The organism is Leucobacter shiyiweii (assembly GCF_052446065.1).
Taxonomy (GTDB): Bacteria; Actinomycetota; Actinomycetes; order Actinomycetales; family Microbacteriaceae; genus Leucobacter.
In genome coordinates this window covers 377,678-389,985 of sequence record NZ_CM127080.1, presented here as the reverse complement: position 1 = coordinate 389,985, position 12,308 = coordinate 377,678, and the positions used below count along the sequence as shown (strand labels likewise).

Annotated in this window: 12 protein-coding genes; 6 read left to right on the top strand and 6 right to left on the bottom strand. The window is 64.4% G+C overall.

Annotated elements, in window-relative coordinates; translation table 11 throughout:
- Positions 1-81 precede the first annotated feature (81 nt).
- Positions 82-804: a response regulator transcription factor gene (locus ACTNFJ_RS01875; RefSeq protein WP_435907266.1), complete on the bottom strand. Its 723-nt coding sequence runs from the start codon at positions 802-804 to the stop codon at positions 82-84.
- Between the two features lie 212 nt (positions 805-1,016).
- Here ACTNFJ_RS01875 and ACTNFJ_RS01870 point away from each other — a divergent pair, with 212 nt between their 5' ends.
- Complete coding sequence (locus ACTNFJ_RS01870) at positions 1,017-1,601, top strand: YqaJ viral recombinase family protein (RefSeq protein ID WP_435907265.1); 585 nt, start codon at positions 1,017-1,019, stop codon at positions 1,599-1,601.
- A 67-nt stretch (positions 1,602-1,668) separates the two neighbouring features.
- Here the strand turns inward: ACTNFJ_RS01870 and ACTNFJ_RS01865 are convergent, their stop codons facing one another.
- The 3 genes from ACTNFJ_RS01865 to ACTNFJ_RS01855 are packed head-to-tail and all read right to left on the bottom strand — an operon-like array spanning position 1,669 to position 4,445.
- Entirely contained in the window at positions 1,669-2,274 is a 606-nt protein-coding gene (locus ACTNFJ_RS01865; protein ID WP_435907264.1) for a PH domain-containing protein, read from the bottom strand.
- A 4-nt stretch (positions 2,275-2,278) separates the two neighbouring features.
- Entirely contained in the window at positions 2,279-3,811 is a 1,533-nt protein-coding gene (locus tag ACTNFJ_RS01860; protein WP_435907263.1) for a flotillin family protein, read from the bottom strand.
- A 25-nt stretch (positions 3,812-3,836) separates the two neighbouring features.
- Complete coding sequence (locus ACTNFJ_RS01855; RefSeq protein WP_435907262.1) at positions 3,837-4,445, bottom strand: NfeD C-terminal domain-containing protein; 609 nt, start codon at positions 4,443-4,445, stop codon at positions 3,837-3,839.
- 95 nt (positions 4,446-4,540) lie between these two features.
- On the opposite strand from ACTNFJ_RS01855, the gene ACTNFJ_RS01850 reads away from it, so the two are divergent.
- Complete coding sequence (locus ACTNFJ_RS01850; RefSeq protein WP_435907261.1) at positions 4,541-4,921, top strand: YrdB family protein; 381 nt, start codon at positions 4,541-4,543, stop codon at positions 4,919-4,921.
- Positions 4,922-5,102: 181 nt separating this feature from the next.
- Positions 5,103-6,167, top strand: coding sequence for an LLM class flavin-dependent oxidoreductase (locus ACTNFJ_RS01845; protein ID WP_435907260.1), 1,065 nt, complete (start codon positions 5,103-5,105; stop codon positions 6,165-6,167).
- A gap of 33 nt (positions 6,168-6,200) precedes the next feature.
- Here the strand turns inward: ACTNFJ_RS01845 and ACTNFJ_RS01840 are convergent, their stop codons facing one another.
- Both ACTNFJ_RS01840 and ACTNFJ_RS01835 read right to left on the bottom strand, forming a co-directional pair.
- Positions 6,201-7,286, bottom strand: a complete 1,086-nt coding sequence (locus tag ACTNFJ_RS01840) for a C45 family autoproteolytic acyltransferase/hydrolase (protein WP_435907259.1) — start codon at positions 7,284-7,286, stop codon at positions 6,201-6,203.
- Positions 7,287-7,689: 403 nt separating this feature from the next.
- Positions 7,690-8,904: an NADP-dependent isocitrate dehydrogenase gene (locus ACTNFJ_RS01835; RefSeq protein ID WP_435907258.1), complete on the bottom strand. Its 1,215-nt coding sequence runs from the start codon at positions 8,902-8,904 to the stop codon at positions 7,690-7,692.
- Between the two features lie 227 nt (positions 8,905-9,131).
- Here ACTNFJ_RS01835 and ACTNFJ_RS01830 point away from each other — a divergent pair, with 227 nt between their 5' ends.
- The 3 genes from ACTNFJ_RS01830 to chrA all read left to right on the top strand — a co-directional run bounded on the left by ACTNFJ_RS01830 (position 9,132) and on the right by chrA (position 12,249).
- Positions 9,132-9,584, top strand: a complete 453-nt coding sequence (locus tag ACTNFJ_RS01830; RefSeq protein WP_435907257.1) for a GNAT family N-acetyltransferase — start codon at positions 9,132-9,134, stop codon at positions 9,582-9,584.
- A gap of 245 nt (positions 9,585-9,829) precedes the next feature.
- A complete protein-coding gene (gene rarD, locus ACTNFJ_RS01825; RefSeq protein ID WP_435907256.1) occupies positions 9,830-10,774 on the top strand; it encodes an EamA family transporter RarD in 945 nt (314 codons plus the stop codon).
- A 56-nt stretch (positions 10,775-10,830) separates the two neighbouring features.
- Entirely contained in the window at positions 10,831-12,249 is a 1,419-nt protein-coding gene (chrA, locus tag ACTNFJ_RS01820; RefSeq protein WP_435907255.1) for a chromate efflux transporter, read from the top strand.
- The last annotated feature ends 59 nt before the right edge of the window (positions 12,250-12,308 follow it).

The following is a 12,308-nucleotide window of genomic DNA, read 5'->3' as shown; positions in this document are numbered from 1 at the left end:
AAACCGATGGCCCCCGCATGTAGCCCGCCACCCCACGCTGCGCTCTGTGGGCTGCCGACACAGTCGGCACCGCGGGCACGCTCAAACCGATGGTTTGAGCATGTAGCCCGCGCCACGCACCGTGTGGATCATTGGAGGGCGGGAGGCATCGATCTTTTTGCGGAGATACGAGATATAGAGTTCGACAACGCTCGGCTTACCCGTGAAGTCGTAGCTCCAGACCCGATCCAGAATCTGTGACTTTGAAAGCACGCGACGCGGGTTGCGCATCAGGTAACGCAGCAATTCAAACTCGGTCGTAGTGAGCTCGATCGGTTCCCCGGCGCGTTCGACTTCATAGCTATCTTCATTCAACAGGAGATCGCCGACACGCAAGATGGGGTCGGGGTGCTGATTCTGCATCAGTTGCGATCGCCGCACGAGGGCTCGCAACCGAGCAATGAGCTCCTCCAGGCTGAACGGCTTCGCCACGTAATCATCGCCACCGGCGGTGAGCCCATTCACCCGGTCATCGACTGAGTCGAGTGCTGTGAGGAAGAGCACCGGGAGGAGATAGCCTTCGCTGCGAAAGCGCGACAGCACCTGAATACCGTCGAAATCGGGAAGCATAATGTCGAGCACCGCGACATCGGGATTGAAACTGCGAAGCTTTTCGATTGCCTCACCGCCGGTTGAGGCGGTATCAACGTCCCACCCCTCGTATCTCAATGCCATTGCAATGAGGTTGGAAATCGATTCTTCATCATCGACTACGAGCGCGCGGATCTTTACTCCGTCGCTCGGCTGTACCTTTGCTGCGCCCATAACCTGCAATTATGACGGTTCCAGCTATGCAGAGGCTGATAACAAAAAGATTACGCACGCATGTATTAAAAATACGAAGGAATTCGTTGTAGAAACGAGCAAATTCTGCACGGCTACCAACAGCATACTCGAGTTTAATACATACCTAGTTCATGATTCGACCAGCCTTGCCTCCCGTCGCACCCGCCCAAGAACTGGCAGAATGAAAGGCGATGAACCCCTCTCACGAGCACCTCAGACGCATCGTCACCGACGGCACCGATCGGGCGGCCTGGATGCGGGCGCGCGCTCGCGGTATTACCGCCACTGACGTGGCAAAACTGTCGACCCCGCGCTCCATTGACACCGCGGCATGGCAAAAACTCTACGGAAGCGGCTTTGCCGGCAACGCCTTTACCGATCACGGGAAGGCACGCGAGCCGGTCATCGCGGCTTGGGTTCAGCGGGAGTACGGCATCGAACCGAGCCAGGCGCTGTTTCACGCCCAGATCGACACGCGACATTTAGCCACCCCCGACGGGCTAGTGCGGCGCGAGGCCGGGCACCTTGAACTCGCGGAGATCAAGACCACGAATAAGGAATGGCGATCCATCCCCCGCCCATACATGCGCCAGATCTGGTGGCAGCAGCATGTACTGGGGGCCGAACGCACACTCATGGTGTGGGAGCGCCACGAGAATTTCGTTCCCGTCGGCGATCCACAGTTTCGATGGGTGGATCGCGATGAGAACGAGATCGCGAAGCTTGTGGCACTTGCCGGTCAGCTCATCGACACCCTGATCGCTCGTTCGCGATAGTAAGCGGCTTCTGCCACTCGTGCGAGGCCAAGCCGGTTGCGCATAGCCGGGGGCAAGCTCGAAGTAGCTAACGCGGGATCGAAACGGTATCGCCATGCCCATACGGTGCCTGCGTCGCCGGCGATCCGGGCACTCGGACCGGCCCTCCCTGCCCCGAAAAAGCCGCCTGACCGCGGGTATCGTGGGCGAAGTTGAGCTCGATGAGTTCCTGCAGTGCATCAGTTACCAGGACAAAACCGGGAACGTCACGCAGCACGGTCGACCCGTCAATACCACCGGCTCCTCCAAGCAACTCGATGTCGCCGGAGCCGAATACACGCTGCATCACGGTGCGCTTCGATCGGACCTCGCGAACACGGTTGAGCGGCACCTCGCTGCGGTGCTGCACGAACACGCCCCGCCGGGTGATGACGCGCCGATTGGTCACGAGTGTGCGCCGCGAGAGCCAGCCGAGCACAGGCCCGACCCCGAGCAGGAGCGCAATCGCCACTGCTCCACCGAGCGCGGCCAGGTTCATCCATGTTTCGGGAAGCGTCCCTACCCAGAACCCGGAGGCTCCGGCGAGCGCCGTGAGCACGAGCACCGGCAGGGTGAGCGCGCGTCCGTGCCGACGCAGCCGCAGCACCACAGATTCCGCCTGGATGGGCGGTTCTGTGGGACGCGGTGTGGACATGACCCTATTCTGCCGGGCCTGGCTCGCTTCCAGTTGAGGCTCCCCGGCCATTGACATCATTCACAGTGGCGTCAAGCCGCGTGCGGGCGGCCTGCCCAGCGCGTTCGGAGAGGTCGGCAATCTCGGCGCGCGCGGCATTCGCCGCCTGACGCTGCGCCTCGCCCGCATCTTCGGCACGCTCCGCACGCGCGGACGCGTGACCGGCTGCGGCGCCCGCCGCACCCCCGGTGACCGCGCCGTTGAGCACCCCCACGAGGTCAATGCCTACGGTGTCGCGCGCCATGTCGAGCAATCCCTTGAGATTGCCCATTGCTTCGCCGGCCACCTTAGCGGTGCCATCGGCGGAGACAACTGTCATGGTGTCGATCGCGCTGATTGCCTGCGCGTACTCGTGGGCGATCGAGGGCAGCAGGTGGATCAGCTCCTGCGCCAGAACCGCCTGCGACTGAGTCTCGAGCGCCCGGGCTCGGGCGTCGATCGCCTGCGCCTCAGCAAGGCCCTTCGCCTCGGTGGCGCGCGCCTCAGCAAGACCGCGGGTCTCGATGGTGCGGGCGTCGGCCTCGGCCGTTGCAACAGTCGCAGCGGCCTGTGCTTTCGCGAGCGCCTCAACACGGAAGGCCTCGGCTTCGGCAACCGCGCGCACCTCCGCGTTCAGTCGTTCCTTCTTCAGCGCGACCTCACGCTGCGCGGTGATCTCTTGCTGCTGCACGATGGCCTGCTGCTGGATCGCTTGCTCGAGCGGCTCGGCGGCACCCGCCTGGGCGTTGGCCTTATCCGTCTCGACCTGGATCTCGGCCTGGCGCAACTTCAGCTCACGGTTGCGGTCGAGCAGCACTCGTTCCGCAGCGATCTTCGCCTCCTGCGACGCCTGGTATGAATTGGTCTCCGCGATGTCAGCCTGCTGGCGCACCTTGGCGGCCTCGGGCCGGCCAAGGTTCGTGATGTAGTCGGCACCGTCGCGGATCTCCTGAATCTGCAGCGTATCCACCACCAGGCCCTGCTTGGTGAGTGCTTCCTCCGCCGCCTCGAGCACGCTCTGGGCGACGACCGCGCGATCCCGAATGATCTGCAGCACGGTGAGCCCACCGATGATCGAACGGAGCGAACCCGAGAGCACCTCCTGCGTTGACTCATCGATCTCGTCAGAGTTTGAAAGGAAGCGTTGGGCCGCGGCGCGGATCATCTCTTGAGTGCCACCGACCTTCACGACTGCCACGGCCTGCGCCTGGATGGTGATGCCGTCAGTGGTCTGCGCCTCGGTGGTGATGGTGAGGCGGCGCGACCGCAGCGAAATGGTGAACGACTTCTGTACGAACGGCAGCACGAATACGCCGCCGCCGGTGACCACCTTTTGGCCGGAGAGGTCGCGGTTGACGCTGCCGTCGGTTCCGCGAATCTCCTTCCCCTTCCCGCCGGTGACGATAATGGCCTCGTCGGGCTTGGCGATCCGGTAACGCTTGATAATGACCAGCGCAACGAGCACCAGCGCGATAATCGCGCCAAACACTCCAACAATGGCTGGGGTAGCGAAAAGCATGTCGTCTCCGATGTTTCGGTGGCGGTTAGGTGTCGGTCTGTGTGGCCGGGGGTGGATCGCCGCCCCGGTCTTCGGCGCCGGCGGCTGGCGCGGCCTGGTCCAGCGGCTCTACGCGCACCGAGGTGGCCGTCAGCGTCTGCGCGACGCGCACGCGTGTGCCGCGCGCGATCGGAGCGTCTGCGGTGGCGGAGAGCGAGATGCGCTCGCCGTGGCGCACGAGGGCGACCTCGCCGAGCCCGCCCGCGGGAATACCGAGCACGACGCTTGCCTCGGCGCCTACGAGTTCGTCGGCAGTAACCGAGGTGGTCGATTCAGCCCTCCGGATCGCTCGGCTCAGCCACCAGGCAATCGCACCGCCCAGCACGCCGGCGACCGCGCCTACGACCGCGCCTACCGGGGTGGAAGCACCGGCGCCGACCGTGGCAAACGCCGTAAACCCAAAGATCGCGGTAAACGCGGCGATCGTCGTGAGGCTGAGCGGGCCGTCGCCGAAGTCGAACATATCAAAGACACCGTCGAGCAATACGGAAATCAGCAGCAGAATCGCGCCGGCGATCCCAATGATCAGGAAGATGCCGCCAGCTACGAGCGAGCCATCGATCAGCCGCTCGAACCACGTAACAATGTCGTTCACGTGCGGCCTCCTCACTGTGCGTTGGATCCAGTCTATCGAGCACGACCGACATTGGTCAGGGCGAGCCCGAAGCCCGCCCCGGGTAGACTCCTGGGGTGACTTCTGAGACCCCCGCCACACCCTCCAGCCCCTCGCGTTCTTCGCTGATTCTGCAGCTCGTGCGCTCGGCCTGCCACCTCATCACCGTGGTCATTGTGGCCATCTGGGCATTCGTCGATTGGGCGTGGCCGTGGCCCGGACTCCTGACCGGCATTGGTTTCACGATCCTCGTGATCCTCATTTGGGCGCTGTTCCTGTCGCCGAAACCGGTATTGCACACCGATCGATTCGGGCAGGGCCTCATCGAGCTACTCTTCCTCGCCTCGGGTGTCGGAGCCATGCTCGCGCTGGGCGTGCACTGGGTGGTTGCGCTCGTGTTTGGCATCGTGGCAGCGGTAGTCGGCTACCTCGCACCGAGTCGCCTCACTGCGGCCTGAGTTATGCGCGCATGACTTGGGCCATGTGACACGTAATGTCGCCCCCAAGCAAGGTTGAGCGCACTTTGTGTCACATTGATGTGAGGCAGGCGCACCACGCCGAGCGAGCAGCGCGATCCACTGCTAAACATTGGTAAAGATCAGCGGGAATACTGCGAGCACGTGCTTAGTTGAAGATTATATGAATCTGAATGCTTCTCCCGCAGTGGATCCCGCCCAGCTCATCCTCGGACTCGACACCTTCGGGGACGTGACGGTCAACGAAGCCGGGAAACCCGTGCATCACGCGCAGGTCCTGCGCGATGTGGTCGAGCAGGCGGTGTTGGCCGATCAGCTTGGCATTGATGCGCTAACGCTTGGCGAACATCACCGCGACGACTTCGCGATCAGCTCGCCCGAAATCGTGCTCGCAACCATAGCCGGCCGCACCGAACGCATACTGCTCGGCACCGGCGTCACAGTGCTCTCGAGCGACGATCCAGTGCGGGTGTACGAGCGCTTTGCGACGCTCGATGCGGTGAGCAATGGCCGGGCCGAGGTGGTGTTGGGTCGCGGCTCGTTCACCGAGTCATTCCCGCTGTTCGGGCTGAACCTGAACGACTACGAGGGGCTCTTTAACGACAAGCTTGAGCTGTTCGCGAAGCTGCGCGAGGAGGGCCCGGTGACATGGTCGGGCACGCACCGGCCGGCGCTCGTGAATCAAGAGGTGTTCCCGAAGACCGAGCAAGAGGGCGGCGTGCGCGCGTGGATCGGCGTTGGCGGCAGCCCGCATTCGGTGATGCGCTCGGTGAAGGTGGGGATCCCGATGATGCTTGCGATCATCGGCGGCGAGCCGGAACGGTTCCTGCCGTTCGTCGAGCTGTACCGCAACGCGCAACGCGAGCTCGGACGCGAACAGATGCCCGTCGGCGTGCACTCGCCGGGTCACGTGGGCGCGACCGATGCCGAGGCGCGCGATGAGCTGTGGACGCACTACGAGGCGTTCCGCAATCGGCTGGGGCGCGAGCGCGGGTGGCCGCCGGCCGCGCTCGCCGAGTTCGAGCACGAAGCAGACAGTGGATCACTGTACGTCGGATCCCCCGAAACCGTCGCCCAGAAGATCGCTTCGACCGTCCGCACCCTGGGCGCCGACCGCTTCGATCTGAAGTACGCGAACGGCACAATGCCACACTCGCTGCTGATGTCGAGTATCGAGCGCTACGGCAACGAGGTGATCCCGCGCGTGCGGGAGTTGCTCGCGAACTAGCGACGGGCAGATGCCGGGTTTGTGCCGCAGAACTTAGACCCTGAACTCCCGCCAGGCACCCGTCGCTGCATCGGTTGGCATCCCATCGAGCACGCGAATGCGACGCTCGGCCGGACTCATCACTATGGTCGCGAGGGTCGCCCACCGGTCACCGAGCGGCATCGCGGGGTCGGCCACGCAGCTCAGTGGTGGATCCCCCTCGCCGCTCTCGAGCAGCGACACCAACGCGGTGAGATCTGCAGGGCGGCCCGCATCGATCCGCTGCTCGAGCAGGGTAAAGCGCTCGGTTGAGTCTGGCTCGTAAGAGGCCTTCTGCTCGCTGAGCGGCGTCGGATGCTGAAAGTGGTTCGTGCGGATCAGGTAACCCTCTCGCAGCGGCACCTCGAATACGCCCACTGGGGTGACCTCGAGCGAGACAGCGCCGCCCGCGTCGGTGAGTGTGAGAGAGGTCGAAGCGCTTACCGGGGTAGCGCGCACGAGAGCGATTGCTTCGTCAACACTTGCGCACTCGCACAGTATCGCGTATGCGAGGAGGTGCACCGGCACGCCTCCCGGCCCATCTGCGGCGTGCCCCAATATGTTGAAGTTGACGGCAAGTCCGGCCTCGTTGAGCCCAATCTTGGCGAGAATTCCCTGCTCGGTGATGCCGGAGAAACGGTAACCCATTCCCGCGACGGTCTGTGTGTGCCAGAACTCGGCGAGGTCAATGTGCCAATCCCAGGTCTGCACGCTGTGCATCGCACCGCCGAGGCGGATCGACACCGTCGAGCACTCATGCGCAGGCGCGGTGCCCAAAGCGAGGATCTCGGTGCGCGCGTTAAGCGCCATGAGCCGGTTCAGGGAAAGGCCAGAGGCATCGGCGACAGCGCGGAGTTCCTCGGCTATTTCTGGGTGCCAAGCCGTCACAGCGGCGAACGAGGCGACAGCGGCCTCACGCTCGGCCTCTTCGCTGACACCGACCGCGCGGAAGATCGCCGCGTATCCCTCGTAGGTCGCGGTGATTGTGTCACGCAGAGCTAGGCCGCGTGCTCGCCCCAGCTCAGCCAGGGTCTCCCCCGAGAGGTCGAAGTGCGCGCGCGAAATACGCGAGGCATCGGCGCCGAGTTGTTGGTGCATCATCGTCGCCGTCTCCCTTGCACGGTGGATCCCGGTCGAGGCCCGCACCTGCATCTTACGCAAGAATGTGGACAGTAGATGTCGGAAAAACCAATCAATAGAGCATCTAGTGCCCACTCAAGCGGGCAAACAGCGCAGCAGGCAGGCAGCGCATCAGGCAGGCAGGCAAGACAGCGAAGGAGGCAGGCGCTGAAGCGCCCGCCCCCCTGGCGATCCACGATCCGCTTTCGCTCTCAGCCAGCTGACGCAGTAGCGTCACCACGCCTGGCAGCGAAAGCGTTGCTTTCGCTCTCAGCCAGCTGACGCAGTAGCGTCACCACGCCTGGCAGCGAAAGCGTTGCTTTCGCTCTAAGCCAGCTGACGCAGTAGCGTCACCACGCCTGGCAGCGAAAGCGTTGCTTTCGCTCTAAGCCAGTCGTGCCTGCAAGTTCTTGTCGATGGTTTCGAGGAAAACCTCGGTGGTCTGGTAACCCTGTTCGGGGCCGACCAGCAGCGCGAGATCCTTCGTCATCGCACCCGACTCAACAGTCTTGATGACCACATCTTCCAGGGTCAGCGCGAAGTCGATGAGTTCCTGGTTGCCGTCAAGCTTGCCGCGGTGCGCGAGCCCACGAGTCCAAGCGAAGATCGACGCGATCGGGTTGGTCGAGGTGGGCTTGCCCTGCTGGTGCTGACGGTAGTGACGGGTCACGGTACCGTGTGCGGCCTCGGCCTCCACAACCTTTCCGTCTGGCGTGGCCAGCACCGAGGTCATGAGCCCGAGCGACCCGAAGCCCTGCGCAACGGTGTCAGACTGCACATCGCCGTCGTAGTTCTTACAGGCCCAGACGTAGCCGCCCTCCCACTTCATGGCCGAGGCGACCATGTCGTCGATAAGACGGTGCTCGTAGGTCAGCCCAGCTGCCTCGAACTTCTCCTTGAACTCGGCGTCGTAGACCTCCTGGAAGATGTCTTTGAAACGGCCGTCGTAGGCCTTCAGGATGGTGTTCTTCGTCGACAGGTAGACGGGGTAATTACGCGACAGGCCGTAGTTCAGCGAAGCCTGCGCAAAGTCGCGAATCGAGTCGTCAAGGTTGTACTGCACCTGCGCCACACCGTCACCGGGCGACTGGTAGACCTCAAACTTTTGCGGCTCACCGCCATCCTTCGGTGTGAACTCGACGGTGAGGGTGCCCTCGCCGTGGAAGCGGAAGTCGGTAGCGCGGTACTGGTCGCCGAAGGCGTGACGGCCGATGATGATGGGCTTGTTCCAGCCGGGCACGAGGCGGGGGATGTTCGAGATGATGATCGGCTCACGGAAGATCACGCCACCGAGAATGTTGCGGATCGTGCCGTTCGGGCTCCGCCACATCTTCTTCAGGCCGAACTCCTCGACGCGGGCCTCGTCGGGGGTGATGGTCGCGCACTTCACGCCGACGCCGTGCTTCTGAATGGCGTGCGCCGCATCGATGGTGACCTGGTCGTCAGTGTCGTCGCGGTGCTGAATACCGAGGTCGTAGTACTCGAGCGTGAGATCGAGGTAGGGGTGGATCAGGCGGTCCTTAATGAACTGCCAAATAATTCGTGTCATCTCATCGCCGTCGAGCTCGACGACGGTGCCTTCTACCTTGATCTTCGACATCGCTTCTCCGTAATCTGTGCGCTGGAGTCTGGTGGGCGGGGCGGCGAGCGTGGTGAGCTCAGTCGAGATGGCGCTCAGGCGAACTCGACGGGCCAGCCCCCGGAATGGGCCGTGATGGGCCCAGAGCAGTCTACCCGAGTTTCAGAGGTATCTCGATGTCGAGATACCTCGATCCACAATGGTGCGTCGACACTTGCGCTCGCAGCGATGCACGCTAGCCTGAAAGCATGAGCCACCTCAGACTCGAAGAACTGTCCGCTTCCACGATTGTGCACGTCAATAGCCTCGGGCTGAAGCCGGGGCAAGAGCAGTTTGTGAGCCCCGTGTCGTATGCGGCGGCCGCAGCCGTGACCCCCATGCACACCGCTTGGCAGCGGGTCGTGCTCGACGACGACCGGGTGGTTGGGTTCATTCACGGCAACTTTGACCCCGACGCGCTGCAGGAAGAATTCAAGGCGGCGCTCTGGCGCATCAACGTTGATGCCGAGGCGCAGGGGCAGGGCGTGGGTCGGTTCGCGGTCGAAGCCCTGATCGAGGAAGCCCGCCGCCGCGGGGTCGAGCGCCTTACGGTGCTCTGGGAACGCGGCGAAGAGGGCCCGGAAGAGTTCTTTCTGCGCATCGGCTTCAAGCCCATCGGCGAGACCGAGTATGGCGAGATTATTGGGGCGATCGAGCTTTAGTGCGGTTACCGAAGACCCCGGTCCCCGTTGTCGGGCCGGGGTCTTCTGCGTTCACTCTCCAGTTCTCAATGCCGCGCGATCGCTAGCCTCTCCCCGTCCGCGAACACCCTGCCCGCGCTCCCCAGCCCAGCAAGCCCACACCCCGATATCCCGACACCCCGATACCCCGAGTCCTTAGACACAACGATTCCTCAACCCCGAGACATAACGACCCCGCTGTCCCACGACCCGAAACCAAGGACATCATGACCTCCGCCACGAACTCCCACGGCCGCGGCGTGCTTGTCTCAGTAGGGTCGTCGGTCGCATTCGGCCTGATCTATTTCCTCACCCCACTTCTCGCCCCAATGCCTGGCGAGGCAGTGTGGGCCGTTCGCACGGTGGTATCGCTGCCTTTCATCGCGGCAGTGCTCCTAGCGCTGCACCGATGGGGCCTCGCTTCGGAGGTGGCGCGCCGCATCAGGCGCACGCCACTGCTCGCTCTCGGCATCATCGCGTCAGGCATGCTCCTCGCCCTTCAGCTCTGGATCTTCAGCTGGGCGCCCCTGAACGGCCGCGCGATGCAGGTCGCCCTCGGCTACTTCTTGCTCCCTCTGGTGCTGGTGCTGGTCGGCCGGTTTCTCTACGGCGACCGCATGGTCTGGTGGCAGTGGATCGCCGCGGCTGTCGCCGCGGTCGGCGTCGTGTTCGAGATCGTGCGGGTCGGCGGGATCTCGTGGGAGACGCTCGTCGTGGCCCTTGGATACCCCGTGTATTTCGTGCTGCGCCGTGCGCTGGGCACCGGGCACCTCGGGGGCATGTTCTGGGAGATGGCGGTGATGTTTCCGCTCGCGGTCGCCGTGGTGTGGCTCAACTTTTCCAGTGGATCCCTCCTCGACGCGAACCCCGCGCTCTGGTGGGCTGCACCCAGCATCTCTCTCTTCGCGGCCTTCGCGCTGCTGCTCTATTTGCTCGCCTCGCGCTACCTCTCAATGAGCGTCTTCGGTCTGTTGAGCTATCTTGAGCCGGCGCTGCTCGTCGTCGCGGCGGTGCTGATTGGCGAACGGATCGCGCCGGGCGAGTGGTTCACTTACGGCGCGATCTGGACGGCCGTGCTCATTCTCGTGGTGGGCGGAACGGTCGGGCTCACCCGCTCGCGGCGCGCCACGGGCGAGCCCCCGCCAACGACGCAGCCGATCCCGCTCGCGTAAACCCCAACGCGTTACCTGCACCTGCTACCGTGCGTGGTGTGCGTGAGGATCCACCGATGAATCAATCGGCGACGGCCGCGGGCTCGGCGCCGAGCGGCAGCGCGGGCGAGGTATTTCGCGCGTTCACGAAGCTCGGGCTTACCTCCTTCGGCGGCCCGATCGCTCACCTGGGGTTCTTCCGCGACGAACTCGTGACCCGCCGCAAGTGGCTGCGAGAGAGCGAATACGCGGATCTCGTCGCGCTCGGACAGTTTCTGCCCGGGCCCGCGTCAAGCCAGGTGGGGTTCGCGCTGGGCCTGCTTCGCGCGGGTCCGCTCGGCGCGCTTGCCGCGTGGATCGCGTTCACCCTGCCGTCGGCGATCCTCCTCGTCGCGTTCGCGTACGGGGCCACGCTCTTCGACAACGCGGTCGGCGCGGGGATGCTCGCTGGGCTGAAGGTCGTCGCGGTCGCGATCGTTGCGCAGGCGGTGTGGGGCATGGCTCGAACGCTGACGCCTGACGCTCGCCGCGCCGGGGTCGCGGTCGTCGCCGCGATCGGTGTGTTGTTTGTCGCGGGCCCGGTTGGACAGGTCGGCGCGATCACGGTCGGTGGCATCGCCGGGTACTTCCTGTGTCGGGATTCTCCGGCGAGCACCCCCGTGGCTTCCACAATGCGCATTCCGGTCTCGCGTCGCGTCGGCATCACCGCTCTCAGCCTCTTCGCCGCGCTGCTCGTGGCCCTCCCTGTCGCGGCGGCGACTGTCGGCACCGCACCAAGTAACAGCACCGTCACTGCCGCAGGCAATCCTGCGGCTAGCACTGCAATCAATACTTCCGGTAGCACGCCAGGCGGTACCGCGATTCACGTGGCCGACTCCTTCTATCGCGCTGGCGCGCTCGTGTTCGGCGGTGGGCACGTCGTGCTCCCTCTTCTTCAGGCCGAGGTGGTGATGGGGAGCTCGGGCGGTGCGGGTGACCCCGGCGCGGCCGGCGCCGCAACAGGCAACGCATTCTCTGGGAGCTTGAGCGCGGGTGTGGGTGTGCACGGCGGCTGGGTCTCCCCCGACGTCTTCCTCGCAGGGTACGGCGCGGCGCAGGCCGTGCCGGGTCCACTGTTTGCGTTTGCCGCGTACCTCGGTGCGCTCGCCGAGCCCGGCCCCGCAGGCCTCGTGACAGCCGCGGTAGCACTGGTCGCGGTGTTCCTGCCGGGGCTGCTGCTACTCGTCGGGGTGCTTCCGTTTTGGAATACCTTCCGCACGAAGCGCTCCGCCCAGGCGATCATGCGCGGCGCGAACGCGGCCGTGGTTGGCATCCTTGCGGCGGCCCTCTACGATCCGGTCTTCGTCACCGCGATAGTGGATCCCGCCACCTTCGCCCTCGCCCTCGTCTGCTTCGTACTGCTGGTGTCGTGGCGCACTCCCCCGTGGGTCGTGGTGCTCGTGGGCGCGGCCGGCGGGGCGCTCCTTGCGCTCCTCCCGGCACTCCTCACCGCCTAAACCACGCACTGCAGAGCCTCTCGCACATCACGCAGACACTCGGGCTTCCCTCTCGCGCG